The organism is Pectobacterium odoriferum, assembly GCF_009931295.1.
GTDB lineage: Bacteria > Pseudomonadota > Gammaproteobacteria > Enterobacterales > Enterobacteriaceae > Pectobacterium > Pectobacterium odoriferum.
The window spans coordinates 1,134,178-1,161,158 of the sequence record NZ_CP034938.1 but is presented as its reverse complement, the minus strand read 5'-3'; the positions used below and the strand labels follow the sequence as shown (position 1 = coordinate 1,161,158).

Annotated in this window: 29 protein-coding genes and 1 pseudogene; 3 read left to right on the top strand and 27 right to left on the bottom strand. The window is 47.8% G+C overall.

Annotated features, from left to right (window positions below):
- Positions 1-10 precede the first annotated feature (10 nt).
- From EO763_RS05180 to EO763_RS05120, 13 genes are all read right to left on the bottom strand, one after another.
- Positions 11-937: a hypothetical protein gene (locus EO763_RS05180; protein WP_161528308.1), complete on the bottom strand. Its 927-nt coding sequence runs from the start codon at positions 935-937 to the stop codon at positions 11-13.
- Positions 938-1,009: 72 nt separating this feature from the next.
- On the bottom strand, positions 1,010-1,909 hold the full coding sequence (locus EO763_RS05175; RefSeq protein ID WP_161528307.1) for a hypothetical protein: 900 nt from the start codon (positions 1,907-1,909) through the stop codon (positions 1,010-1,012).
- Between the two features lie 70 nt (positions 1,910-1,979).
- Positions 1,980-3,941 carry an ArdC-like ssDNA-binding domain-containing protein gene (locus tag EO763_RS05170; protein WP_161528306.1) on the bottom strand — a complete coding sequence of 654 codons (1,962 nt, stop codon included), beginning with the start codon at positions 3,939-3,941 and terminating at the stop codon, positions 1,980-1,982.
- A gap of 64 nt (positions 3,942-4,005) precedes the next feature.
- Positions 4,006-4,497 (bottom strand): hypothetical protein, encoded by a 492-nt coding sequence (locus tag EO763_RS05165; RefSeq protein ID WP_161528305.1) that lies wholly within the window; start codon positions 4,495-4,497, stop codon positions 4,006-4,008.
- A 72-nt stretch (positions 4,498-4,569) separates the two neighbouring features.
- Complete coding sequence (locus tag EO763_RS05160; protein ID WP_161528304.1) at positions 4,570-4,848, bottom strand: hypothetical protein; 279 nt, start codon at positions 4,846-4,848, stop codon at positions 4,570-4,572.
- Positions 4,845-5,288: a hypothetical protein gene (locus EO763_RS05155; RefSeq protein WP_161528303.1), complete on the bottom strand. Its 444-nt coding sequence runs from the start codon at positions 5,286-5,288 to the stop codon at positions 4,845-4,847. The genes EO763_RS05160 and EO763_RS05155 overlap by 4 nt, the downstream gene beginning before the upstream one ends.
- Before the next feature lie 11 nt (positions 5,289-5,299).
- Positions 5,300-5,509, bottom strand: a complete 210-nt coding sequence (locus EO763_RS05150; RefSeq protein WP_161528302.1) for a hypothetical protein — start codon at positions 5,507-5,509, stop codon at positions 5,300-5,302.
- Between the two features lie 100 nt (positions 5,510-5,609).
- The gene (locus EO763_RS05145; protein ID WP_161528301.1) at positions 5,610-6,086 is read right to left on the bottom strand and encodes a JAB domain-containing protein; all 477 of its coding nucleotides are present in this window, start codon (positions 6,084-6,086) and stop codon (positions 5,610-5,612) included.
- Between the two features lie 105 nt (positions 6,087-6,191).
- The gene (locus EO763_RS05140) at positions 6,192-6,662 is read right to left on the bottom strand and encodes a hypothetical protein (RefSeq protein WP_161528300.1); all 471 of its coding nucleotides are present in this window, start codon (positions 6,660-6,662) and stop codon (positions 6,192-6,194) included.
- Positions 6,663-6,764: 102 nt separating this feature from the next.
- On the bottom strand, positions 6,765-7,490 hold the full coding sequence (locus tag EO763_RS05135; protein WP_161528299.1) for an antirestriction protein: 726 nt from the start codon (positions 7,488-7,490) through the stop codon (positions 6,765-6,767).
- Between the two features lie 89 nt (positions 7,491-7,579).
- Positions 7,580-8,053: a hypothetical protein gene (locus EO763_RS05130; protein WP_161528298.1), complete on the bottom strand. Its 474-nt coding sequence runs from the start codon at positions 8,051-8,053 to the stop codon at positions 7,580-7,582.
- 80 nt (positions 8,054-8,133) lie between these two features.
- The gene (locus EO763_RS05125; protein ID WP_161528297.1) at positions 8,134-8,457 is read right to left on the bottom strand and encodes a hypothetical protein; all 324 of its coding nucleotides are present in this window, start codon (positions 8,455-8,457) and stop codon (positions 8,134-8,136) included.
- A gap of 83 nt (positions 8,458-8,540) precedes the next feature.
- Complete coding sequence (locus tag EO763_RS05120) at positions 8,541-8,816, bottom strand: hypothetical protein (RefSeq protein ID WP_161528296.1); 276 nt, start codon at positions 8,814-8,816, stop codon at positions 8,541-8,543.
- 436 nt (positions 8,817-9,252) lie between these two features.
- Here EO763_RS05120 and EO763_RS05115 point away from each other — a divergent pair, with 436 nt between their 5' ends.
- The gene (locus EO763_RS05115) at positions 9,253-9,543 is read left to right on the top strand and encodes a chromosome segregation protein ParM (protein ID WP_161528295.1); all 291 of its coding nucleotides are present in this window, start codon (positions 9,253-9,255) and stop codon (positions 9,541-9,543) included.
- Between the two features lie 7 nt (positions 9,544-9,550).
- On the opposite strand, the gene EO763_RS05110 is transcribed toward EO763_RS05115, so the two are convergent.
- The 5 genes from EO763_RS05110 to EO763_RS05090 all read right to left on the bottom strand — a co-directional run bounded on the left by EO763_RS05110 (position 9,551) and on the right by EO763_RS05090 (position 16,783).
- Positions 9,551-10,441, bottom strand: a complete 891-nt coding sequence (locus EO763_RS05110; RefSeq protein WP_161528294.1) for an integrase domain-containing protein — start codon at positions 10,439-10,441, stop codon at positions 9,551-9,553.
- 1,105 nt (positions 10,442-11,546) lie between these two features.
- Positions 11,547-12,536 carry a restriction endonuclease subunit S gene (locus tag EO763_RS05105; RefSeq protein ID WP_226374957.1) on the bottom strand — a complete coding sequence of 330 codons (990 nt, stop codon included), beginning with the start codon at positions 12,534-12,536 and terminating at the stop codon, positions 11,547-11,549.
- On the bottom strand, positions 12,523-14,421 hold the full coding sequence (locus EO763_RS05100; RefSeq protein ID WP_116166359.1) for an HsdM family class I SAM-dependent methyltransferase: 1,899 nt from the start codon (positions 14,419-14,421) through the stop codon (positions 12,523-12,525). The genes EO763_RS05105 and EO763_RS05100 overlap by 14 nt, the downstream gene beginning before the upstream one ends.
- A gap of 245 nt (positions 14,422-14,666) precedes the next feature.
- Positions 14,667-15,671: an Abi family protein gene (locus EO763_RS05095; RefSeq protein WP_116166358.1), complete on the bottom strand. Its 1,005-nt coding sequence runs from the start codon at positions 15,669-15,671 to the stop codon at positions 14,667-14,669.
- 185 nt (positions 15,672-15,856) lie between these two features.
- Positions 15,857-16,783, bottom strand: a complete 927-nt coding sequence (locus tag EO763_RS05090; RefSeq protein WP_116166357.1) for a hypothetical protein — start codon at positions 16,781-16,783, stop codon at positions 15,857-15,859.
- A gap of 307 nt (positions 16,784-17,090) precedes the next feature.
- Between EO763_RS05090 and EO763_RS05085 the strand changes: the two genes are divergently transcribed.
- On the top strand, positions 17,091-17,522 hold the full coding sequence (locus EO763_RS05085; RefSeq protein ID WP_116166356.1) for a hypothetical protein: 432 nt from the start codon (positions 17,091-17,093) through the stop codon (positions 17,520-17,522).
- 38 nt (positions 17,523-17,560) lie between these two features.
- Here EO763_RS05085 and EO763_RS05080 read toward each other — a convergent pair.
- The 5 genes and pseudogenes from EO763_RS05080 to EO763_RS05060 all read right to left on the bottom strand — a co-directional run bounded on the left by EO763_RS05080 (position 17,561) and on the right by EO763_RS05060 (position 22,273).
- Positions 17,561-19,098, bottom strand: a pseudogene (locus EO763_RS05080) (conjugal transfer protein TraG N-terminal domain-containing protein).
- Positions 19,095-19,466, bottom strand: a complete 372-nt coding sequence (locus EO763_RS05075; RefSeq protein WP_161528293.1) for a hypothetical protein — start codon at positions 19,464-19,466, stop codon at positions 19,095-19,097. Before EO763_RS05075 ends, EO763_RS05080 begins: the two are co-directional and overlap by 4 nt.
- Positions 19,467-19,468: 2 nt before the next feature.
- Positions 19,469-20,893, bottom strand: a complete 1,425-nt coding sequence (locus EO763_RS05070) for an integrating conjugative element protein (RefSeq protein WP_161528292.1) — start codon at positions 20,891-20,893, stop codon at positions 19,469-19,471.
- 9 nt (positions 20,894-20,902) lie between these two features.
- Complete coding sequence (locus tag EO763_RS05065; RefSeq protein WP_161528291.1) at positions 20,903-21,868, bottom strand: TIGR03756 family integrating conjugative element protein; 966 nt, start codon at positions 21,866-21,868, stop codon at positions 20,903-20,905.
- Positions 21,869-22,273, bottom strand: a complete 405-nt coding sequence (locus EO763_RS05060; RefSeq protein WP_161528290.1) for a TIGR03757 family integrating conjugative element protein — start codon at positions 22,271-22,273, stop codon at positions 21,869-21,871.
- A 188-nt stretch (positions 22,274-22,461) separates the two neighbouring features.
- On the opposite strand from EO763_RS05060, the gene EO763_RS05055 reads away from it, so the two are divergent.
- Positions 22,462-22,761, top strand: a complete 300-nt coding sequence (locus tag EO763_RS05055; RefSeq protein ID WP_161528289.1) for a hypothetical protein — start codon at positions 22,462-22,464, stop codon at positions 22,759-22,761.
- A gap of 87 nt (positions 22,762-22,848) precedes the next feature.
- On the opposite strand, the gene EO763_RS05050 is transcribed toward EO763_RS05055, so the two are convergent.
- The 4 genes from EO763_RS05050 to EO763_RS05035 are packed head-to-tail and all read right to left on the bottom strand — an operon-like array spanning position 22,849 to position 26,975.
- On the bottom strand, positions 22,849-23,277 hold the full coding sequence (locus EO763_RS05050) for an acetyltransferase (protein WP_161528288.1): 429 nt from the start codon (positions 23,275-23,277) through the stop codon (positions 22,849-22,851).
- The gene (locus EO763_RS05045; RefSeq protein WP_161528287.1) at positions 23,274-26,129 is read right to left on the bottom strand and encodes a conjugative transfer ATPase; all 2,856 of its coding nucleotides are present in this window, start codon (positions 26,127-26,129) and stop codon (positions 23,274-23,276) included. Before EO763_RS05045 ends, EO763_RS05050 begins: the two co-directional genes overlap by 4 nt.
- On the bottom strand, positions 26,129-26,539 hold the full coding sequence (locus EO763_RS05040; protein ID WP_161528286.1) for a TIGR03751 family conjugal transfer lipoprotein: 411 nt from the start codon (positions 26,537-26,539) through the stop codon (positions 26,129-26,131). Before EO763_RS05040 ends, EO763_RS05045 begins: the two co-directional genes overlap by 1 nt.
- Positions 26,532-26,975 carry a hypothetical protein gene (locus EO763_RS05035; RefSeq protein WP_039507447.1) on the bottom strand — a complete coding sequence of 148 codons (444 nt, stop codon included), beginning with the start codon at positions 26,973-26,975 and terminating at the stop codon, positions 26,532-26,534. The genes EO763_RS05040 and EO763_RS05035 overlap by 8 nt, the downstream gene beginning before the upstream one ends.
- Between the last annotated feature and the right edge of the window lie 6 nt (positions 26,976-26,981).

Sequence of the window (26,981 nt, the reverse complement as noted above, 5' to 3'; positions counted from 1 at the left end):
TTTCTGTTTTTTAAGCCGCCAACTGGTGAACTGCACCCATTGGCTGGCTAATGTTGTTTAGCTGCGACACCACATGATCCGATTCCTCCCTAATCCACCCAATTGCATCGACCATAACCTCATAATAATCCGATGCATTCGGCCGTTCAGGATCATTGACCTCCGTATCCCCCGTAAAACTCTTCATCACAGCACCATTGCGATAATGAACATCTGCGCGGAAAGTCACTGGTACATAAATTCCCGCGGCTATCGCATCGACATGCTGGGTCAGAAAATCATCCTCAAACTCCATGATATCGATGTCATCAATAGACTGCTGAGACATGTACAAACGTATTTCACCAGCGCTGCCACGCCAACGCCGTATCTGTTTTTCCTCGAAATTACAGTTGCTGACAAACTGCGTCAGCGTTTCTGCACACTGATGAGAAACATCACGCAACGATCGCTCCAGGTGATCCATAAATCGAAACCAATAGCGTTCACTCTGTCGAAACTGAGCCAACGTGATGTATTCCTCGGATGCATTGTCACGTTGCCCAGAAGCTTCACGAAACATCGCCTCATCCAGTTCGTAGAGTGGCATGATGTCAGCACGCAGCAGTTGGTCGGTACGGCCACTGATTTGCGGGTGAATCCGGGGAAGATACAAATACCCATGCTCTACTCCGTTACCGTTAGCCAGCCAGTTCGTGGCGTTTATCCACAACGTAAGGACTTTCCGGCTGCGCTCACGCTTCGCATCGTCTGTATCAAGGCGTTCTAGCATGGTTTCCATCACGGCCGTCAGTTGCTCGTTTTCAAACAACGTTTGCGTATTAACGTAAGTAATACCGACGTCATCATCCAACTGCCAGCATATGTCGTCGTAATCCGGCGCATAGCCTAATGCCCTCTGATACGCCTGCTGAATGTATTCATGAATAATGCACATGGTGTACTCCTGTCAAAATAGTGATGGCAGGAGACCCGGCAGGGTATTCCCCTGCCGGGTAAAGTTAATTAATCAGGCAACCAGACGTAACGCTGGAGTCGGTGAGTGGGTATCACGTTGCAGACGCTGGCGCTCGTCACGCAGCCAAGCTATCGCCTGCCGCACAACATCACCATAGTCTGCCGCGGTCAGCCGGTTCACGTTCACATTCGCGACCTCTTTCTCAACGGAAAAACGACCGATGATTGTGCCATTGTGATAGTGGATCCGGCTCTCCAGCGCAACAGGGTGTATCTCGCTGCGACAGACCTGTTTGACATACTCAACGGGGTCTATCGTGCTCATGCACTCAGGGTCAATCGCCCTCAGGTTCACCGTAATAAACCCGAAATCCGTATCAAACCGTCGAACAACACACTCATCAACGTCACAACGCCGCTTCAATGTCGCCAACTGTGCCACGCAAAATTCTCCCGTCTGCGCCAGCGCGCGACTCAGCCATGACTCAAACCGTGACCAGTGCTGCATCGTTTGCGCCAGTTGAGAACGGGGGATGATGTCATCAGCATGTCGATCGCCCTGGGCCGTCAGCTGAATAAAATCGGCGTCCGACAAATCCAGTAACGCCGACGGATCGCCTGGTAGCAGACAGTCAACTCGGCCGCTACTCTCCGGAGACGTCCGCGGCAGCAATCGTGTATTGCCACTGGCTGTGGCCAGCGCATCCAGTCCCAAAATCCACAGGGTCAGAATACGCTCACTCAGTTGACAACGCGCCCGTAACTGACGATTACCGGAAATGTTATCGAGCATAAATTGCATGACCGGTAACAACCGCTGGCTATGAAACACGATATCCGTATTCATGTAGTCCTGCAGATCGTTACTGATATCAATCTGCCACTCATCCGGATGGAGAAAGAGGTTCATCTCCTTCAGGTATATCTGTTGAATAAACTGCTCTGTTAGCATGATGTCCTTACAAATAAAGTAAGGGCGCTTCCCTTTCCGGGAAACGCCCGGTTAGGGTTAAATTGTTCTGTCAGGCGACTTTCTGTTGAGCTTTTCGCTCTTGTTCACGAGTCCATTTACGTTCCCAGCCAAACATTATCCAGAAAGGCGTGCGCCAGGTTTGACGGAACTCCATACTCAGACTGTTCCCGACAATCACCGTAGCAGGAATACCGCACAGAGCCAGTTGCACATACGCCATCATCGCCGCGACAGGATCAATATCGACGCAGACAGCAACCATCTGTTTCTGTGGATTGAAGCCCGCCTCAAGGATGGCTTGCGCCATCGCGACCACCAGGCCACCGGCCCCGCATGCAGGGTCTGAGACAGTAATGAAATCCCTTTCCCCACTTGTCAGCGCAGGTAGACCGTCAGACAACTGCATTTTCGCCATCATGTAAGCGACGGAATACGGCGTGAAATACTGTCCCCGGCGCTGATCGCCCAGCTCAAGTTCCATAAAAACCGAGCCGAGAAAATCTGACGCACTGAATTCCATTCCCTCAACTAGTGTGTTGAACAGTAATGGGAAACGCTTCTGATCGGCTTTCTTGTAACGTCTGATTCGTCGCATGTAATCATCTTCGATTTCCTGCACAAAATGGCACCTGTTATGTAACGCCGCTGCCGACATGTGAATAAAATCGCTGAATACTGTCCAACGGTTCTCATACGGTGCAATTTCCTGAAACTGCCGAATAAACGTTGCTCGATGTGGATTAGAACGTCCCTGGTTTCTTACCCAAGGGAGCGCGGCGAGATTTCCCGGATCATCCGGGTCATCCCCTTCTTCCTCATCGTTAGCTGCAATCTCATCGACCGATTCGGCAGACGGTGGCGGTAGCAACAAAGTGCCAAGCTCCGGCGCCTCCAGGGCGACGTCGCTATCATCGATGTCGCTGGCGACACGATGAACAGCCAGACTTCCTGGATTCAGTGAGAAACGCGCCAATGCATCAGCAACGCTATTCAACTCTGGTGTGAACAATGCCGTCGGCATATCACACCGAGGCCATTCGTAGATACGGGCCAGCGCATTTACCGCATTACCCGGTGAAATGTTGTAACGCAAGTGCTGATGCACTACGCTGTCACACACTAACGTCGTATCATCCAACTGCTGGCCATAGTGAGTAGTTAACAGATGTTCTGCCTGTCTCTGCCAATGCTGAACATCATCAAACGGCAATGTGGCCAACCGCTGTTTTTCCAGCCAATCAACCGCCTTGCCTGCTTCAGAAGCAGATTTAAACAGTATCCACGGGTCTGAACCCAACTCACCATTCCACATCGACGGACCAGCAAGATGTATCCCTGCCAGTGCGGCAAGAAATGCACGTCCCACATCAGCAACAAGACTCTCTTGCAGGTATTCATCCAGTTCCGGAACATCACTCCCCGTGAAACAACGGCGCCCCAGTCGAGTGGGATGTCCAGTAGCACTGACGAGCAACGCTATGAGACTATCTAGATTACCCTGCTCACTATCAGGTAATTCAATGCGATCGCTTTCGGGCAGGTAAACCGCCGGACGTTGTGCATTGAACAGAACAGGAACCCCGGACGCAAACTGCCACTGCCCTACCCGCTCCATTCCAGGTACGGGAGACGGTGGCCACGGCCAGCCGGGTTGCAGCATGTCGGATAATCCCTCGCACTGTTCAACGTTGATAACCCGAAACAGTGAAAGTGACGGTTTGTAGCGGACGACGGTGGTCGGTCGCTGCCCCGGAGTGATTCTTCCGCCCAGAGAGCGTAAATCATCACCCGTCAGCCAACGATTTGATACCAGGCCGTTTTGCAACGCCGATTGCCAGAGCAATAAAGCGTTAATGCCGGTGAACCGTTGTCCGCTTAATGCGTGTTCCGGTATCCCCTGGCGAATAACACTCTGTCTCCACGGCGTTTTACCCGCGTTGACACTCTGCATCAGACGTTCTGTTAACAGCCGGCAAATATCACTGGCATCCTGTAATGTGAAAGTTTTCATTCTGGTCTCCATCAAAAATCGGGACCATCCCCTGAGGGATGGTTCCCTCAGGAAAAATCAAAAATCAGAGTACAGTGGTGAACAGTTGCAGAATCGCATGACCCGCAATAACAGCCTGCTGGCACAACTGCACAAACTGCTCATGATGCAGATAGGCCCAGACAACAGCAGATGTGATTATCCCTGTCGCCGACATGGCCATCAGAAACTGGTTACGCCGCCGGCGGAACAGTGCTTCTTTCTCTGAGACTTGTGTGTGCAAAAACAGTCCCAGCGTTTGCAGTTCCGCAAAACGACTGAACTCTTCACGCCGTAGTGCTTCACAAGCTGCATCATAACGTTCCAGTTCTTCCGGATGACGCTGTTCAAGAAAACGCCGGTACCCTCCGTCTCTCAACGTGTGATAGTGCCGATCAAACTCAGCCTGTAACCAGTCATAGAAACGGTTACGGGTACGTTCGATGGCACCAGGCTCGCGAGTCAGAGACTTCATTGCGCCTTGCGTGGCCAGGGCCGATTCCGATTCTTGGTGTTCATTAGTGGTCAGTAAACTCATGGTATGGACTCCGAAAAAAAAAGACGGGTCCACCCCTGCGGGTGTCCCCGTCAGGGTTAGTAAGATGCTGTGTTAGCCGGTCACGGTCAGGCTGATATGAATAACATCATTCTCATAGCGCAGATAAAACTGCTGCCACAACGATGTCGATTCATTGCCGTCACCGGTTAAACAAAAATAGCCGGTCGTTATTTCTGAGCGAGTGCTCGCAGCCAGTGCTTTTAATGCATGACGAATCAGACGATGTAGCCGTTCAGTCTCGCATGCCGGCTCGGGCGTAAACGCGACGAGTCTTTCCCAGGCGCTCTCATCAATGGCAACTGCCGGAGAGGAATGCGACCTGTCCATCATGCTGCTTCATCATTCTGAGCAGCTGACGAAATCGTCACGACAGCGGGCATCCTTTCAGGTTTAGGTCGTTGGCGAACATTACGTAATAACTTCTGGTGCATGGCCAATGCGGTATCAACCGCTTCATCCTCGCTATCCATATAACGTTCGCCGTAAAACGGTTCAGCTGCCTCCTCGCCGAAATACAGCAGTTCGACACCAGGCTTATAGCTGTGCCGGTGTTGCAGTACGATTGCTCGGCCACAGCACTGGTGATCGTCAGCAAGCAGCCACTTCCCTGTATAAATTATTCGATGAGCTGACGATTCCATGGGCTCTGAACGCTGTCGCCAGGTCTGATAAAGCCAGACAAGCGCTCGCGCAGACAATTTGCTCGTCCAGCGCACGATGAACCACAGCCCTGTAAACAGAGCAATCAGTATGTGTAAAGTCGTTGGCATAGCTGCTCCTTTCAATGCGTTAATCCGCGAAGTGCGAGGACAACAGCTAAAAGCACCAGAGAACCGGCGACTTTCAGCAACGTGAGATAACCAAGCAGCTTCAGCAGTGCATTGCGATCGCGCCGAAAACATTCACGACGTATGAGCTGACACACTGCGTCTTCCTGCTCTGGTGTAAACGAAGCATCCTGAGTGGGAGCTTCTTGAGTGATATGAGACATGAACTCTCCTTTTTGGTGATAAAAAAGGGAGAACCATCCCGTAGTGGGAGAAAGTTCTCCCCGTGGGGTAACGTCTGATTAGACGAAGGTATTTATGTGGTTATAACCAGCCACGTTCGGCAAACGACACCATTTCACCGTGGCCAACCACTATGTGATCTAGCATGCGTGTTTCAATCAGATCTAGTGCGTTAACCAGGTCCTCGGTGATTTGTCGATCGGCATTACTGGGTTCAGCATTACCGGACGGATGGTTATGCGCACAAATGACCGCAGCCGCATTCAGAGAAATGGCGCGACGAACAATTTCACGTGGATGGACTTCAACGTTTGCAATTGAGCCAGCAAAAAGGGACTCACAGGCAATTAAACGCCCCTTATGGTCTAGGAACATAACAACAAAAACTTCTCGTTCCATGTGCTCCAATTTGAGACGTAAGTAAGCTTTAATATCTTCAGGAGACGTCATGACTTCCCGTTTCCTGACTCTCCGTTCAAGAAGCGCTAATGCCATATTGATGACGCGTGCCTCACGCTCGGTATAAGCAGTGGTACTGGGGGATGTTAATTCGCGCATAAAAGACCTTTTACGGGCGAATGCTTTCCCCCTAGTGGCGGAAAGCATTGCCACTGGGGGAAAGGTAAAATTATCGAGGGTCGATAATTGATGTAAAACAGGCTGTCAGTGCATCAAACAACCTTCAAGCGAAGGCTCACATGCAGCATTGGGAACGATCCGTACACACTGGTCACTCAAAATGAGTCTTATAACTTTTGACTCACTAAGCCACTTAATGTGCGCAACCTCATCAGAAAAAGCCGAACGAGCATGCTTAACGTCGGTGACACCAAATTGAAAATAGGTGTCCCAGAATCCCCAACCAGCTTTCTTTCCCTGCAAAATCACATCATCAAAATAATGTCTGTAATTTTCGGGAATAAAGCCCAGCTCAAAGGCCTGGCCCAGACACTCTGCGATTTCGAAAATCAGATAATCATGGCCTATGGTGCCACTATGATCAGGAACACAGTTGATATCAGACTGCTTGAATGTACCCATCTCCATCAATTTGCCTTCTATTGCAGAAATCACACAAAGCAACTCAACGACAGAATGGCGATTACGATAAAGATGATTAAGTAAAGTATTCATAGATAAATCCTTTTTCAAATTGAAAAGGGATTTATCACCCAAAGGGGATAAATCCCTGTATGGGTTAGGTTGAAAATCACGCTTAGCGATAAAGACCTAGTCCTAGCATGTAGATAAATGTCTAACCGCGTAAAGCAATTTAGCCGCGTCGTCTGCATGCGGAAAATTGAGGCTATATCTATCAACAAGACTGTTGAACTTTAATGTTAGTTCAGCCCCTTGTGAATAAAGGTCGTCCCGAGAAACATTACCGCTCTGATATTTCAACAGTAATTTGTGAGCTGATTGTTTAATATCTGAAAAATTAGATTCAATTTCACAAGTCAGCTCAGGTGTTGTTACAGTAGCACCAGCATGAGCGGAGGCGTTATCACGATAACTGCTGTTGTCTGAATCAAACCCAGAAAATTCAGGCATTATTGCGTTAGCTTCCGCATGACTGTGAGCGTAACGAAGCAAATCGTCGAATGCATGCTGGATTTGCTTGCCTTCTGTGTCCGATATCATTGGCAATCGGTTATCTTTGATATCAAGTAGCACCCCACGAAGGGCGCATAACGTCACCAATAACCCGAATGCATCTGTTGTCACCTGGATGCGAAACCGAGATGCATTGACGTTATAAACCAGATCACCGTCAGGAACCACATATACTGGAACTTCCAGATCGCCAGTCACCTGAGGGTGCCAGTCATTCCAGCTACCGCTGCTAACATGGAGCTTAGACTGCCAGACCTCAATAATGTACTGAACGAATACGTCGTAAGTCTCTTTCGACATGAAAGAGTAGAAAGTTTCAAAGGCTGACGCTTTGTTAGTCTGAGTCATGGATAAATCCTCTTCTAAATTCAATGTGAAAGGGATCTATCCCCAACGGGATAAATCCCGCATGGGTTAAGTCACGATATGGCAGTCGGTCAGTAGAACGTCCGGCCGTCATACCAGTTGCGCTCGACATCTACACTGAGCGCGTAAAGGTAGTAGTCAATAAGCCAAATGCTCGCATCAGGGTTCTCATGAACACGGGCAGCATCCTTCAGGCCTTTATTAAAATAGTGCTGCCACAGAGCAGCATTAACAGAAATGCCGAGCTCAAGAATATCTGCGAAGTATTTGTCAAAAAAAGTGCGCGGTAGCAGTTCCAGGTTGATAATTTCACCGGCCTGCCGTGCAACCCATGCTATCTTTTTCTGGTTAAGCGTCATCAGTGCTAAATCACCCCAGTCCATCGTATCGATGCCGAGACGTATGAGCGCAGTCGATTCCATCAATACAGACTCAATATCAGAGACAACCCTGATGAGATCTGTTGTGGAACGTTGTAAAAATTCATCATCGCGTCGCAAAATGGCCAGGCGCGAGACGAAAGGTTTCGTGTTGAAATCGTGCATCGATAAATCCTTTTTTCGGTTCAAAACGAAAAGGGATTTATCTCCACTGGGGATAAATCCCCATGTGGGTAGGTTCTAAGTCACTGGAAGCGATAACGCAGCGTTGCTAACTGTTTTGCCAGCAATTGCGCAACCTTGATTGCCTCGTGACGCTGTGGAAATGTGTTATCGGAACAAGTATGGGAGTCGAATTGGTAAGACTTTGAGCCCAACCAGCCGGTGCGGCTTTCCACCTGATAGCTCCATCCGGAATCACTGTGAGAAACCCGTGCCCGGAAGTGCATATGCCTGGAGCGATTCGGTATCCACTCACCAATAAATGCATCGTTGCGCTGTGTGTTTTTCTTCAGCAACGCAGACAGACGCTCAGTAAAATTACTCGTACGAAGTAAAACCATTTGCATGATGTTCTCCTGATAAAAACGGGAGAACATCTACCCAGACGGGAAGATATTTTTCCCGTTAGGTTGCTGGCTTAAAATCGGTGTTAGAAAGAGTCTTCTGGATAGGCCTGTTCTGTCGAAACCGTAACCGGTACAACAGCGGTATCCATCGGTTCATCTTGCTGAGACTTATGCTGAAAACCACCGAGTCTGCTCAAATAAAAAAAGCAGAAGACGATGACAGCACTTCCCCAGATGAGTAGCAGTTGAAGGAAACTGTAGGTCTTATAAACATGCTGCCGCGTTTTCACTTTTTTCTTCAGTGAAAGCAACAACTGACCTGCCCAGTATCCATCACGATATGCAGTAGAAGAGTTCATTGTGGTTGCTCCAAAAATAAAATATTTGGAAAACCACACCCCTGCAATCGGGAAGTAGCTTCCCGGAGGGATTGATTGATGGTTAGTAAAATCGGACCTTCATCACCACGCTCGCAACGTCGTTTAAACTACCTGGTGATATCTGCTTCCAAAGGCTGGCAGATTTACCACACGCAACTGAGCGTGTTCTTCCTTGCAGGCTACAGAAGTGTTCTTTTGTGACTACCCGAAGGCGATCCTCACGAGTCACCGGATCATTAGTGGTCGTCAGAGACGACGGGTTAGCCCGTTCAACATACTCAAAGATGGAATTAAATTCAATATATTCTCAACTATTCCTGAGCCATTAAATTATTCGTATCAGATACGAATAAAGCATTGAACTGTTTGCAGGAAGAATATTTAATCGTATCTGATACGAATAAGAGGGGGTAGTATGCGTATTTCAAAAAATCAACGTGATGTCTTGTTTCTACTATATGCCATTGAGCAGAAAAAAGGCCATCAACATTTTGTAACAGCTACGGCCTTATTCTCTATGATAAGCAGAAATCGTAGTACGACACTATATACAAATCACTTAAGAACGTCCTGTCATACTCTACATAAAAATGGTTTTGTTGAACAGTATAGAGACGAACAATTAAAACTGTCCTATGCGTTAACAGAACAAGGAAGATTGGCGGCGTTGACAATTTACAATGAAACTGCCAAAAATCCTTCTTGAACTTATCTCACTGAGTGGGATCAACTTTATTATAAACACGTGCAACATAACGACCCCGGCCATCACCGTGCCCCAAATCCATGGAAACTAATGCATCAGCCTCCTCTTTACTAAATCCATTTTTAAGATGTAGCTTTGTTGCATCCTGGGTATAGGCATACCTAAGACTATGAGGTGCATATTTTCCGACAAGCCCCGCTTCTCTCACGATATTACGATACTGTTCAATTGCCAAATGCAAAGCAGGACGGTTAATCAGTCGACCGTTATTTTCGCTCGTAATATGTATTGCATTATTCACTGCATTGATTAACTTCTCGCGTTCAATAATTGTCGTATCTCTTGGCCTCCCTCCTTTCGTGCCAAAAACAATCCGAACTTTCTCATCACCATTCTGCAACGCCTTCTGCCATGTTTTAAGGGATTTAACAGACTGAATGGTTTCCTCAGTCCGTAAACCAAGAAGACGGGATAATTCCATTGCAGCAGCTGCACCTTTATCTGCAGCACTCACCTTTTCTAAAATGCTTTGATATACATTATCTGGAATAGCAACTTTTGAACCGTCACGACTCGCACCAGAAATACCCAATGCCTGATTACTCAGCTTTTCGTTTTCTGGGTTAGCCATAATGGTCTTACCGGCTGCACGCAAAATGGATCGTATTGCTGACATTTCATTTTGCAACGTCCTGATTGAAATTTTCTCGTCCTGACGACTTCTGATATACATTTCAATATGACGAGGCTTAATATTCTTTGCATCCCTAATCTGCACATTCAAACGCTTTAACCTTTCCGCAAAACGATCGGCTATTTTCATACGGTCATTAAGTGTTTTAAAACTGCCGCCACCGTCCCGCGCTAACGTCACGAGATTCTTGTTTAACTTAGCCATATAGTCCTCCAGTTCTAATGAAGTGAGTTATGTATTCCGTCCCGTGTGAACGGAATACATAACTCACCGGCTCCCTTCTAAAAGAGAGTAAAAATAGGTACTTCATCCCCGACGACACGGTTTGATTTTGCGCATCCTGCGTCTCAGCAGACATCTGTGCATCGGGTGCGAAATGTTGAATTGTTGCAAGGCACCCTGGGTGTTACCCATTCGCGGCTTACGCCGGGCTGACTCTCGTCAGTCTACCTCCACACGCCAGTTTGGTTGCTGGCGTCGCCATCGATGTCGTGCTGATTACCTCCTCTATCTAATAGAAATGTCTTCATGATGATGTTTTTCATACATTCGGACTGTTTGTTAAATGAACGACCATTAAACGGTTAGTAAAACGTCTTTATACGTACTAAAAACCGTTACTACGTGTTGGTCAGATGGTAGAAGAATCGTCTATCGGGCAGTGCGTAAGCTCTGACCGTATTACGCGCTCGCGCGTCACTTGGTGTTCGCTTTGCTTACACGCAAGTGACGCGCGCAGCTTCGACCTTCCATTGCTGCTCCCGTAAGCGGCCAAATGTACCAAATGGCCTTATACGTGCGTGCAAAGGTCGGACGTCGCTCTGGACGTATTCGTATCCTGAATCGTGTGTAAAACAGAGAACTTCGAACAACATCAACTTGTTGCTGAAGCTATCGGGCTGAGCTCGCTAAGACGAGTCAGTATTTGAGTGGATAAACGGACCTTCATCACCACGCTCGCAACGGCGTTTAAACTACCTGGTGATATCTGCTTCCAAAGGCTGGCAGATTTACCACACGCAACTGAGCGTGTTCTTCCTTGCAGGCTACAGAAGTGTTCACAGCCACCCGAAGGCGATCCTCACAGGCTAACGGATCATTGGTGATCGTCCGAATGGACGATAGTACAGCGAAAAGGATATTAACAATGCGATTCGGGATCGTCAAATAGTTACCCACATACCCACCGACAAAGCCGGCTCGACACTCGCCGACCGCTCCAGTTCGCCCGCGCCTTTGATGGGCGCTGACTCACTGGCTTATTTGTCCGTGGATATGTGGATAACATATTAGTAATGCTTCATACAATTTAGCTTGCTGAATTATTTATAACCTGCTCAGTTACCTGGGATAATGCCCCATAAACCCAGTAAGGAATTGAGTCCCGTGACGGCACTAATAGATCCTTAAGTGTTCGGTTCGCCTGCCGTCCATAACTAAATTTATTGCGATTCTGCCATATACATGAACAATAATATAATAACTCCTCGCGAGACATTTCAAATAACGGCCGAAGACAGGCCACATGAAAACCTGTATAAAATGGGGTTTCCTGATAAAAGGTAGATAACACACCATTACCACTTAAAGCACATGTTAACTCTCCTGCAGGTGCAGGCGGTATAGAGTCAATTGGTGCCACGTAAGAGGATATACCATTCCCCCCCATTTTTCTCGATACAAATGGAATACCACCATCACGCCGACTCAATAAATCAAGTCTATTTAACTCAAGAGAATGTCCATAACGCACATCAAATAAACCACTAATAGGAACAAAATCCAATTCCCTATCTAACTTTTCATTAAATAGAAACGCAGTGTTATTTTTAAAACCATCTAAAACACTTAAGGTTTCATTCGTTTTTATATCTTTCACCCAATCTGGTACTACATTAGGAAGCTCAATTTCTTTTAACCGTTTTCCTTTAGGCTTTCTTCCATATGAAAACAGGTAGCGATTCATTGTTATGCATCGTGCATAGAATATTTTATCCCTAAGATTCATATCTATTTTAGGTATAAGTATTGAAACATCACTATTGCATGCAAACTCGAATGAAGATACATAGGAATATGTATGACTCCCCTCGCCATTAGTTGAAACAAACAAACTCCCCTCAGGATAAATATTTTTTTCTTCAACATCCGATTTTGATATCCATCCGGAGATTGTGCGTTGCTGGGTATTGGCAGGGCGCAAATAAGGTATTGATCCAAAGAAAGGCCCTGGCTGTATATTTAGCCCAGAGCTAACAATACCGTTACGGACATGAAATAGTTCATCAAGCTTCATCATCGTCTCCCCGACCAACCTCAGGACTACCTTGCACATCAAGCATTAAATTAAAAAGCAAAAATCTTTTAAGATCTTGCTCAAATATTTCTTTAGTCAAAAGGGTATAATCTGTTTCGATATAAGCTTCAGCACACCATTCATCAGTTGATGACACTTTATATGTTGCACTTTCGCCAGGGTGTATTTCACGATTACGATACATTGCAACCCAACGGTCACGAATGTCAGGCCAACGATGATTAATGTCAATTCGCCCTTTATGTTTGGTTTTGACAAAGCCATCATCTCGCCAATAGCCAAACCAGGTTTTCCGATCTGAATATTCATGAGGCTGGCCTGCAATCCATACCATAATGCAAGTAACAACTCCCACTGAATTAAACAACTCTGGCGGCATCGACATTACGGCATCGAGCGTATGATGTTTCAGTAATTCTTCTCTTACCGGATTAGGGGAAATGGCACAAGACATTGGAACAATAGCAATACCGATAGAACTAGGCTGAAGGCAATTCAGCATCTGCTTCACAAAATAAAGCTCATGGAGTTCCGCATCACTTTTCGATTGCGCATAAGGTGGGTTTAGCATTCCAACATTAGGCTTCATGCCTTTTACTGAGCGAATTATCGCATCATCAAAACAACTGGCCTGATGCAGGTTGGCTTTGCCATCACCACGGAGGATCATATTAGAAGCAGCCAAAGCAAACATTTTGGGGCTGTTTTCTATTCCTATCAGCCTATTGCGACGAATATCCTGGCGTTGCGCTTCTGTCACCGCTTTTTTCAGCATGTGCTGCATGGCTGAAATCAGAAAACCACCTGTGCCGGCGCATATATCCAGGACCCGAGATTCGGGACCAACATTCGCCAGCAAAGAGAATAACTCTGCGATATGCCCAGGCGTCAGTACGATACCGAGTGCTTTTTTATCACCAGCGGTGTACTTTAAGAACTCGCCATAAAACTGGCCAACCACATCAAAATCATGATAGATATTGATATACGGCCAGACATTTTCACAAATTCTCCGAATAATCTCTTTAAACACGCCTCCCGGATACTCTTTTGCCGTTCTGCTATCAGGACGTCCCAGATTGGGATGTACTGCTATAGATGTATACGGTTGCAACATCGTGTCTTTTTTCGCCTGGGGGATCTCTGCCTTATCCAGTTCTTTTTTAATCGCCCCCAACCAAGTATCTTGCAGTTCCCCTGCAGGCAAGCTGTCAAATGTCTTAATGAACGTGACATTCATCAGTGCGATTAACGTTCCACTGACCAACAAAGGCTTATCTTCTTCGGAAACTTTAGCTTTAGTCCAGATGAACTCATGAAGTTCACGAGAAAACGCGAGCAGATCAGCATGGCGTTTTTTCGCAACATCGGGGTCAAAAGAAGCAAGTCGGTAATAATCATCAAACGGAAGCAACTCCATCACTGGAGCACCTGATTCATTGGTAAGAATTTTCGTTTCTGTTGTTCCCGCAGGAACCAAGAAACTGGAGATTTTCATCGAGCTGGTTGTTTCACCACTGACGGCGACAGCAACAACGGTGTAGTCCTTTGCCAGATGTTTGGCATAGTGCAAGGCACCATCTACAGCGAATTCAACGGGTTTATTTCCAGTCTGGCTTTCGTGCTTCCTCACGTCATGCTTACACTCGAAGACAATGAGAAACGCCGTATCTTTCAGGTTAGAAATAATAAATTCAGGGTATCCTGCGTTCCCTTTTGCATTTTTGCTTGCTTTAGATAATAACGTTTTAACTCTAGATATTTCAGATTTTTGCTCTTCAATGCTGATCCCGTTGTCTGGCTCGTAGTAACCTAGCCCCCTTAACGCATCTCGAACCAATCCTTCAGTTACTCGCTCATTTGCCATACTAATAATCCGGTATGGCATCAGTCAGAACCAGCAAACCACCTCTCGCTGTGGTGCTAAATTAAGTTTTGCTATCGAATGAATGCCCAGTAAGATCCATGCCTTATGTACAACTATCACTAAAACACACCGGATTATTAGTGTGATGTGTGTAACCTGCATGCCCATCTTCTACAGATGTAAGATATCGCTCTGACCTTCGGAAAGGGCGACTCCTTTTTCATCGCTTATTCTTTAGATTGGGATTATTTTTCCTGCCGGATAAAATCAGGTCCGATAATGGCAACAACACTTCCCCGAGTTGTCAGTTTCAGAATTTTTTTCTGACGCAGCATACGCAACATCTTTCTGAGTTCTCTGCTACGTCGGACGTTTAGTTCCTCCGTTACCAACCCCCGACCAATGAAGCTATATAATCCATCCTGTGTGGCTAGTGCCTCGAATCTCATATGATGCTCTTCAGAAATAAAAGAGGCATGCCGTGCCGGACTTACCCAATACAGCGCCTCCAGTATGTCGTTCCATGCTCTACGGAGTAACCTTAATGACGCATTTAAACCATAGACAGGACGGCTATAATCGGGTTTTCCAGTCGAGGGATCTACCTCTTGAAATTTCCAGATAGCTTCGTGATGGGCAAGCCGGTTGCGCAGATCTCGTATGCGAGTAAATTTTTTCTCCAGGACATGACGAGGTGTCCCGGCGGGTGCACCGGGGAATACCTCCGGTAGTAACTGAGGCCACAGCAATGAATACTTTCGAGGTTCGTCATAAGTATGAGTCAAAAAATTGGTCCAAAAACCAAAATCAAGTCCAGAGATTAAACGCTCTGCTGTTGGAGCCTTCCCTGCCTCACGAATTCGCTTTGAAACTTTACGAATGCAATCCTCTTCCCAGGCTGTTTTGTCGTAAACAGGTTGCCCGCGACGATAAATAACCTGACCCTGTGAGTTTTTCTTGTAACGGTTTCCCTGCCGTATCCATGTCTTATCACCAATGTAACGTGGCAGATCAAAGATCCAGTTAGCATCAGTACGCCAGTGATCGACGGCTCCAGGCAAAGGATGGCGGCGAATAGCATGATCGATAGCATTGCGTAGCGTTACCTCAAGGCAGTGCATCAGTGGTTGCATCGCACCAGAGAGCGTCTTATTCCAGTTATACCCCCCAAGCTCTTCGCCTGGCTTGAGCTTCAGCACATCAGTGTAAATTTTTAGCCTTTCGGGTGAGATATAGTCTTCCAGTTCCATACTGCCCTCCAGGGCCTTAAAGTCAGTATTGATGTTGACGTGGGCAACAGATACTGTTAGATTTCACGCATCAAGGCGCGGATTTCTTCGGACCCGTGCGTATTAAGTTAGTATCGGAAAAGCCACCCTCGCGGTGGCTTTTCTCGTTAATAATCCACGCATTATATACTTGGCTTCACAAAATATTACAGACGTTGAGTCACTGTTTGAATAAGGGCGCGAGCCACTTGTTCGAGGGAAACAGGGTTGTCATTTTCAGCAACACCATTTGAATACAAATGCATCTCACTGATACGAGCACGGAACCGAAAGCCAATTGATGGTTCAGAGAGTCCCATTGCTGTCACCGCCTGATAGTCAGTGTCGGGTAATAGTAATCGTCGCTGAAGTTCTGGGAATGAAAATGCCTTCTGAGGTTCATTAACATTATCGCCAAGGCAAATAAGCACACGCCATGCCCCATACTGATACTCCCCCGGTTGCCAGATATTTACCGTCACATTTTCATTTGTCCAACTGAGTGCACCAGAGACAGAAGACAATTTCTTGAGGGCACGAATTTGGTCGATATGAAGGTAGAAACGATGCCGGCGATCAGGAAGAGGCGAATAAAAAATATTTCGCCAGGCCTCGTCAATAATCTCCCTGCTACAGCTCGCTAACTCTGAAAAAAGGCAAAAGGTTACAGAGATACCACGCGGGATCCGTTTATAGCCAGACAGAACCTGGTCAGCTCGCGGAATAAGGAATGGAACATTGGCCATCAGAATACGACGCAGATCATCCTCGTTACCGATGTTCAACAGCCGACGATACTCCTGATTCCAGTAACTGACTTGTTCCGAGTGAAACTCTCCATCAAGCAGTTCCGCACCAATGTAAGCCGCAATTTCATGGTCCAGCGATGACACGAGACTGTTTTTCATCCCGAAATTACGGATATGGTCACTCAAGTTTTTCTCAAGAAATTCTTTAACAAATGTCGCTTTCGGCTTACCAGCCACAAAAGCCAGATCGGTGATAGTGGAATCCAATTGAGGAGACACATTACGCAGGGCAATCGTAATACTGTTTTCATTTGCCTCTTGCGGTAAACGAGGTTGCTTCGTCATATGGTGCATCCTGAATGAACTTAAGATTATTTTGATTACGCTAATCTACACTCAACAACAATCAATCACAACAAATAGTGCATGATTATTAAAAAAGTACACGATTATGATAAATTGACATCATTTGGGATTAGCGACATACTGGCTCTAAAATCGGAGTGGGATCACTGCCCCCTTGTTTGAAGCCTGTTTTATAGCAGCAAAAACTCTGGCAAAGCAGTATGTACTTTCTTTTTATTTGATGGATTTGCGCTCTTCACTAGACTAAAATGTAACCATAAAATATTCCATCGATAAGGATATTCATATGCCGAGCACAGCAAAGAACCAAGCCTATCAGCGTGGACTTAAAGCTGCAGGTATCTGGAAGGGTACCAGAAACCGCCTGAAAGAATTGGATATGGCATGCGTAAGATGGGCGACCAAAAACCATTTACCCAAGCTGATAGGTCATATTCCTGTTGTCGCAGGACTCGTGTTGTTTGTATCTGGAATACTACTAGGAAGTGCAATCCTTTCAGTTGTTCTACTGTTTGCTGCGGGCTTGGCATCGATTCTCTGTGGAAACATCTCCAATAAGGCAGCGGAACAAAACCATAGCACAGATGGATTTGTTGGCCTTTCGACATTCGAGTCATCGAAAGAAACTGACTACTTTGATTTAAGCCATCCCCATAATGACCCACATTATCACGGGTGTCCTTACGGTGATGATGTTAAAAACTATAATCAATATTAGAACTAAAGGGGAGCTCACGCTCCCCCTTTCATTTTTGACTATTTCGAGCCCTCATTAACTCCTCCGGCGAATGAACTAATCCCTTTTGATGCAGCGCCTCCCGCCTGTTCAGCAGAACTCTGAGCTTTAGACACACCAGTACCGATCGCATTTGACATTACATTTCCTATATTTACGCCAGCCCACGACAACGCACCAATCCATACGGTGGGAAGTACAAGAAACATTGTTCCCATAACAAAGTTCATGACCATATCGTCAGAAGTATTCTGAAAACCTGCCAGATTAAACCGGCTATGGGTATCAGAACTGTACAGTGCTTCAAGTAACCAACTGTCGAGCCAACGCGCTAATTCCCACCAGAACGTCAGGAAATTCAGTGCGAATATAACGAATGTCAAAGTAACTACGACCTTGAAGTCATAAACACCAAAAGCGAGAATCAACGGTAACATGACATACGTGGCCATCAGTAAAATAGCTTGAACCATTGGTAGGGCCTGACGCATCGCATCAAATGCCGGAAATGCCCCCAGACTTCCCAACGCGCCGCCGGCAATGGCACCAAACCGATTGACGGTATTCATCGTAGTGAAGTCCGCATTACCCCCGTAACCAGCGTAAACCTGCCCTCCCTGAGAGATATTTAGGCTCTGAGGACTCACCAAACGCCTGATCACCGCTTCTTTATAGTCAGCAGTGCTTTTCCCCATCATTTTCAGTGCGGCAGAAAGACGCAGCCACATGCCCGGATCAGCTTGATTGACTACTCTATCCTGCAAGCCGGTATCCGCTGTGGACCACCATTCATTACAGGTAGGATAACCCCCCGCCCCGTGTTCGGCCGGCCACTGTCCCTGGCATCGCTCCAGGGAAAATTTGACCGCGGCATTTTTGAGTTCAGTTCACCATAATAGCGGGAGCGGAATGTTGAGCTGCCTAGCCATTCGATGTCCTTCAGCACATCCTTATCCGTTGTGGCCCCCTGATCTTGTTGTTTCCACGTGTATAACGCGAGCGCATAGCAGTCGTTGGTAAAGTCCTGCAGCTCTTCAGCCAGAGCCGGATTACTGATGTTGGTCCTCTGCACCTCAAAACGAACCTGGCGCAAATCCGGCCGACAGGGAATGGTTGCGACCGCAGCCTGCGTGACGCCTTTTGACAGGCGGTGTACGACAGCCCACCAGAAGGGTACCGCGGCTGTTTGATCGCCGAGGCTAGACACCACGCTGGAATACCCACTGTCATCCGGAGACTGTGTTGTCCAGGTTCCACACATTTTTGCCCGGGATGTATCGTACTGCATGGTACTCAAGCTCAGATTAATCAACGGAACGCAACAGGCCAGCATCACAAAGAACGCACCGTACAACGCGTTCTCGATACGGGGCAGTGACAGCATCCCTTTATTGCCTTCATCCTCCCCTTCTTCCCGAACTTTCATCCAGATGCCAACGACCTTGAATGCCAGCGGCGCAGCAAAAAGCCCAGTACCAATCAGGATGTTCCACAGGCCATTATTAATGACCCAGCCTAACAGCGTCAGAAAATACTCGAGATAGCTGTTCGTGGTCATCGTGTCGTTCCTGTATCGAGATACATGGCATATTCACACGCTAGTAAAAACATCACGCTCACGATGCCCATCCGCTTCAGCGATGCTCTATACTCCGGCTTACATCCTGGGGCATGCCAGATTTTCCAGAATCCCCATTCCAGCACGCTATACAACGTCAACCGCCAGACCAACCAGCCAATGCTCGTTCGCTGCATCCAGTGGCGTAGCGCTAAGAATTCATCCGGATAGGACACACCAATACTCGCAATCAAAAATGCAATAAACATAACGCCAGAGCCGAAGGCCAGCACGAGCAGCAGCACTTTGGTTCCCTGGCGTAGTCGTTTCAGAGAGGATTGGGGTGAAATCTCTTTAGATTCAGGCATAGTTAGTTACTCTGGACAGGAATAGTCATCTGGTTGAAACGCGTATCCGTGTTGTCCTGGATTTGCTTCTGCGGGTTAGTTTCAACACGACTGTTTTCCCGTTCGATGATCGTCAGAACCGAGTTACGTGCCAGTTCGCGCTTGAGCTCCATCTCGTTCTTCAGTGCATTGATTTCCCGATCGAGCGACTCAATGCGCCGGGTACCCTCATCAACCGCCGCTTCCTGAGCGGCGGCATTGGGTTCAGACATTCCGGTCATCAGCATACGGCGCATCAGTAATGCCGTCTCAACCGTATCCGCCATCGCCAGCTCGCTCGCCAACCGTCCCGTTAACGCAGCGTTATCCGGGTCGCGTTGTAACGCCCGGATAACGCCACTGGTGATAGTCAGGCTACCGGCTTTCAGTTTGGCCAGATTCGCAGCCGTTGGTTTCTCAACCCCATTAACCATTTTCACCAGTTGTTCCAGATTGGCTTTCGTCGCATCCTCCAACATGGGGGCAAATCCCGTTCCCGCCTGAGTCGTACCGGGTTGCTGAGCTTCATCCCCACTGGTGCATTCAGAGGCAACCTTACACGTCCGCATCGAGCGATCGCCAAGTACCTGAACGACAGCTTTTGCAGCTTCCTCCGAGTTAGCGAATTTTTGACAAACAGAGCCCGTACAATTGCTGGTACTGACGGAAGATGTACTCAACACGGGCTGACTGTTCATCATGTTATAACCCGCGGCCGCCAAATCGTGTGTTGGACGAATAGCCGGTTGCCCTTTACCGCCACGTCGTTGACCACCAATCCAGTTTTGGCCATTATTGCCGGTGAGTTTCTGGGAATCGTTATCCGTTTGAATGGCATCCGCTTTTCCGCTGTTGACCAGTTGCTTGTATTCATCGGCCTGTGCTGATTGAGTCCATTTGCTGGAGTCCGAAAAATCCATCATCCGTTTGGTCATGTTTTGGCAGTTAAACATGGCCTTATCAAACGCGACATTTGCCTGGAGAACGCCGTTAGTCAGCATGTCATAGAGTCCTGGGCTCGCTCGTTGAATAATGGCGCCAGGTAAACTGGACACAGCACCAGTCGCCCCCTGAATGACTTCCCCCATCAGGTTTTTGAATCCTGATGTCACTCCATTCAACTGATTACCAACCGTTGTTTTCAGGTCAAAATTACCGCACTGCAGATCAGAGCTCCAACCGAGATCGACACCCAGCTTCTCCATACTGATACGCGTCGCCGGCTGTGAAATTACAGAGCCGCCACCAAGCGTATAAAATAGTTTGTCTGATACTGCACCACTGACATCAGCCCCATACCCCGGCGAACCGCTGTTTGCCTGAGGCAAATTGACGTTGAACTGATCGGCGAGAACGCACGGCGTAACCCATTGCAGGCCGATAGCCAGCACGCAAAACTTCATTCTCATCGTTATTCCTTAAAAATTCGTAACAGATAACAACCGCTGACCGCGGCGTTGACAGCAACTGTACGGTTGCCAGAGGGTATAGGCTGCACTGCCATTTTCAGCTGACATGCGATCACCATCAGGGAAGATCGCGCATGAGGACGTTAGCTGTGGAGACAAACGCTGCCACTTGTGATTGTTGGTGTTTTCCACTACGGATTCAGGAGGCCAATACCCATCACGGCGGGAGCCTGTCAGGGGCTGATAAACATGTAGTTGCCCAGAACGCGTAATAATGTCAGCCACGCGCTGGGCGACCACAGCTGACGCTTTATCGTCATCGGTATGCTGGATAAATCCAGATCGGGGATAAACATTCCCCCACATATTCCCTGATGCTGTGCTACCGACTTCACGTTGGCCAGGAATGAGCGCCTCCGGATACAACGATTCAGGAACTCCCGTTCGCCAGGCGAGAGAATCCAGCGTACTCAGAAAATACGGCATGAGCGGCGTGGCAACACTGTCGCAGGAATAACCGGGAATTTGCCCACCAATGAGTGTCGAGGCGGGATGGCCTATCGCATCCGCATACTTAAATTTGATGTTGGATTTTCGTCGACCAGGGTCTTTAATGTCTGCCGCGTTCCCACCGCCGGCAGCGATCCCACTTAATCCACTGGTAATCGTACTTTCCAACCCTCCCGCGCCCTGGCTGACTGGAGACATCTCAGTCCAGGGATTACCGCCAGAAGCCATGTACGTGGACACGACCGCATCTGGGATAAAGTGAGTAACTTTGACGGACGTGCGAATGGTACAGCCGAATTGCGTGCAGAATAGCCAGTAACAAATGCCACTGACACGCCAGCTGATACATCCGGGAGAAATAGCACTGGCAACAATTTGCGCAGTGTTAACGGCAGCAATCGCTGCGGGCTCACACGCCGTCGTGAGCATAATGCCAACTGCAATCGGCCGTAACCGGGTCTCCATCTACTCATGGACGCCCCCTTCCTGCATTTTATATGCAAGTGCCATCGCAACATCAGCCGTACCGTACACCACGTCGCGATCGTCAAAAACAACAGCGGGATATTTTTGCACGCCAATTTCCCATGCATGCACCACACCACGATAAGCTGTTTGAAGATCGTTCTCATGCTGTTGCCACTGTGGGGAACGCATGACAGCCTGAACCTGCCCTGTCGCTTGCTCCATCGAGGCTGAAAACTCGCCAAAAACTGCACGCTGCAGTCGCTCCGGCGCATCCAGCCAGACTACTTGAGTCTCTGGTGTCAGATTGCTGGGAGGATGTTCCTGGTCGGTGTAGACAACGGGGTTGGCCAATAATGGAACAGGTAAAAATAGGAGAAGAAAAGCATAAATTTTGCCATTCATCACCGCACTCCTTTAGGTTAATAAATACCCTTCAGGTTGCAGCAGACCTAGGAGATAAACAGCAATAAACTCTTTTTCCAAATAGAAAAATAAATTCCCTGAAAAAAAATCATAAAAAATATGAAAAAAAATTTCTTTTACAAAAAAAACAATATATAAATATATACAATCAAAAAAAGAGAGAAATAATGAAAAATAAAAAAACATTAATAGATGAACAAAAAATAAATGCAGATAAACACTCGGACGGAGATGCAATTACAATGCTAGACAATGTAATGCGGCATTCTGGTTATGATGCCATGTTAGATTTATTAAAAAGAATGCCTAGATTTCAAAAGTCGATATTGAGTGATTCATTTAACTTAAACGGATGCAAAAATATAAACCATGAATTAGCCAATGAGTTAAGGATAATAATTGAAAAAGAAAATCTAAATAAATTAATAAAAAAACCACATAAGGAAAAAACTCAAAAAAGATTATAGACCCATTATGAAAAATGACTTTTAATGCCAGACCATTAGTCTGGCACTCACGTTAAATCATCCTACCCCCATTAAATACCTTTAACTCTAACATAGAGAATCAACACCAATATCATCATTATTACCACACATAACCATATCTTTCAGGTACAGAACCAGGTAGACCACATCCACCGCATCCGGAACAGAAACATACCAGCGTGGATGATCGTAATCATCTGGCTTTGGCCAGCTCGTTGTGCCGGCAACCGAAATCAGGATATCAACGCAGGGACCGATACCATGCCCGCCATCAAAATGCAGCGCGACAGCACCTCGGGTGCCAACCCGGTGAGGATGGCACGTTACATTGCACTGCATAGGCAAACGCTGACGAATAGCATCACGTAGCTGTTGCAGTTCGCTGTCGTTTTTCAGGGAAATCCCCACCTCGCCTTGCGGTTTCAGACTAAAAAGCATGGGAAAATGGCCACTCTCCGTTTGGATAGTCGGCGTAGGGTATTTCAATGTCATCATGCTACAACTTTCTCCTGCTCAACCAAGCCACGGGCTTTATCTAATGCTGTGGCGACCCGCATTGCCGCTTCCAGCTCCGAACAATGGAATTCATTCATCAAACGACGTCGTTCCACTTTTTCTTCTTTTTCTGTCATACCAAGTGCCAGATACAAACTGGGGGGAACGGCACGGAACAACGCCTGAACGTTCTTCGATAATACGACCCCCTCTGTGTAGCATTTATCCAGTTTGCTAGCCGACATCAGCACCGATTTCTGTTCATCCGTCAGAGACTTAAAGCGGCTGATATCATCAACTTCTTTCTTCGGCATCACCAGGCATAGCCACCACTCCGCCATATTCAACATTTTTCCGGCCGCATCAGGGAAATCCTCCAGGTTTTGCGTCGCCAGCCAGAGCCAGGCCCCCAATTTCCTCCACATTTTGACGATCTTGGTCATATATGGCGCCAGCAGCGGGTTAACCGTTGCAATATGCGCTTCATCGACAGCGAAAACGATATCCCGTTTCTTGTACTGATCACGCTCAGCAATATTGTTGATGGTGTTCGTCAGTGACACCATGGTCAACGCCATCTGTGCTTCATACCCTTCGCGCGCAAAATATCCCAGGTCTATCAACGTGACGTCTGCCTCTGGCCAGAGCTGCCCTTCACGGTTAAACAACTCAGCCTCAAAACTCCCTTCCTGTGTGAAAATACTTAGCGATTCAGCCATCTCCGCGGCCTTAGTGCGCCGCTGCTCATTGCGTTCAGTATCCATGGAAATATCGAGCAGGGCGCGTTGCAGATCAGACGGCAGCATCTGTTTAGAAACTGCGTAAGAAGCTTTAGCTGCCATCACCAGTGCTTCACGGATCATTGCGCGATCGGCCCTCTTCAGCTCCGCTTCTTCCTTCGCATCACCGCCGGTGATCATCATGCGAGCTGAGATCTCCATCTCCCCCAGGATGTCTCGTTTTTCTTTCTTGTCCTGTTGACTGTCGTCTTGCTCTTCGCTATCGGCGTCCAGCTCAGGCAAGGCATCAGCATCAATCGCCAGAGACACATCGCTATTCAACAACTGATACGCATCACCAAACAACGGAAGACTCAACCCGTTACCCGGCTTGATGCTGACCTTATTCACTGTCAGACCAAGGCTTTCAAAATAATCGGCCAACAGCCCAAATGAGTTGCCGGCTTCAGCAATGAACAACCGGGGGCGGTGTATGGCCATCACCTGCGATAACATCGCGCACATCGTTGCCGACTTCCCGGCTCCCGTCGGTCCGAATATCAGCTTATGGGCATTTTGGCTGCGATCACCTTTATTCAACGGGTCGAATGACAATACGTCACCACCGCGGTTGAAAAAGCTGATCCCTGGATTACCCGTACCCGTTTCACGACCTGTCACGGGTAACAATCCTGCCAGATGCTGTACCCACGTTAGCCGGGTATACCAGTGCTTCTTGTCCGTCTCTGGGTTAAAACACATGGGTAATGCACGTAAATAAGTGTTCAATGGCGCAACGTCATACTCTGGTCGCACCGGCTGCAAGCCGGCTCCCAGCAATACGGTCGTCAGTTCAACCCGTTTATGATTGAGCGTTTCCACATCATCGGCGCGTAACAAGAAGGTCAGTCCGGCACGGTACAACTTGTGCCGATTTCCCAGATACTCTTTGACGGTTTTAACATCCTGGCGAACGCGACCTGACTCGGTGTTCTCGCCCAATGCGTTCTTCGATAGCCGGGTAAAATCAGCTTCCAGTTTATCTTGCGGCTGTACCACTATGGTCATACACAGGGTGGTACCCTCCGGAAAGAGATCCATCAACGCATTGATCTTTTCTCCCCGGAGCATTTCCCCTGTAATCGCGCCGGGTTTTGGCGGGCGCCGTAATTTCTCGACTGGCAACGCACAATGCGCCTGATTATCAAACCACCACACACCGTTCTCCACGTCCGAACGTGGCGGATTGAACCACAGCGTTTCTGTAAAATCGTTGAGTACCGGCATGGTGCCATCAGGCGTATCGCGTCGGTCAAAATAGGCAGCCTGGCGATAGAGCGTGTCTTTATCCACCCATTCAGGCGACGGATTAAAATGACGCAGCAACCAGCCATGTACCTGATGACCATTCTGCCGCACACACATTACACCGGCACCAGACAATGCACTGGTCACACGTTCACAGACCTGGTTGAGCATCGCGACTGGCGACATCGGGTCTCGGTTGTTTTTACCAATCCAGCGGTATATCACCATGCGCGTACGGCGCTGCTGTCCACGCCAGGGCTGGCCTGTAATTTTAGTATCAGTAAACAACCCTTCCGAACGGGCAATCCCCCGTAAATGACGCTCCGTTTCCTTCAGCCAGGCCTCCGAAAAAGGCGTTCCCTGCGCATGGGGTTTGACATAGCCCCTCAGGTGATCGACATAAGTATCGACATTGTTCTCATCCTGACAAAAGAACTGCACAACCCAGGGGTTTTCATCAAGTTCTTCAAAGCTGTCCTGTATGGCATCCTCGACCGTATCGCGGATTTGTTCCAGGCGCTCCTCCGTACGTCCTTCTGTAGCAACGGGAGAGACTTCATATACCGCGCCGACAGAAATGCCGTCATCCAACAGCAGACATTTATCGTTATCTAAGAATTCAGCCCACGGCAGGTAATCGATGATTGAAGGATTGGCATGATTCAGCCTGACCTCATCCTGTATCGTCATCTTCCCGGGCCGTTGCATCGACGGACGCCCCGCGATCTGGAGCGGAATACCTTCAGCAAGATTGTCGATCGCGTCATCAGGTACACGGATTTCCCGAGAGCGGGATAGGCGCTTTTTATTAAACAGTGAGAACATTACAGCGCCTCCACGCGTTCACCCGGCATCGCGTACTGGGTCTGGCTATAGAAGGGAAAGACCGTGCTGTAACCAGGAACGGGCGTATTGCCCTCTGCAAGATGAGGGAAAATGTATATCACCATGTCTGGGTTCGGCAGACGGGGAAACTGTTGGCTGATTTCACTCTCCTGAGTTCGACTGTAGCTACGATCGTCATGTAAAGACGTTTGAAGCTCTCCGGGACTCAGCGGTCGGCGTAATGCATCCCTGGCCTGGGCAGAACGTCGAGTCGTTCCCTCGCCATCTGCGCCATTCCATAATTCCAGCATGGAGTGCTCCCCAGCTGGCAGCATTTCTTCTTTTGAGGTTGAGCACCCGCTCAATAACACCATAACAAGCAGTGTGGCCATAATCTGGCATTTAGGCATGTGTTTCTCCAGAACGTCGGAATAAATGAAAATGACCGGCAATGAGTGAAAATGACCGACACATCGGGTGACGGGATAATTCGGCGACCGTCATCCGTACGGTGTGCCAGTCATTAAGATGGCCCTGTTCGATGGCCATCAGGAAAGGATCGGTCTGTTTCTCCAGAAAACAGGCAAGTTCAAAACGCCTGATGGATGCAGGCGGCAGTTGTCTGACAAAAAAACAGCCTTCCTGTACCGGAATACAATGGCTGCCGACGTCAAGAAACAGATCATCGTTAACCCAGTACAGAGAGGCTTGCGCTGATTCAGCCAGACTTTTGGCCAACAGCTCAGAATCGGACTGACAATAATGAATATCTATACGGAGCCGATCGATTACGGATGTCGTGCTAAAGATCCAGATATTTTCCCAACAGGCGTGAACAGCGTCCATCTCGCC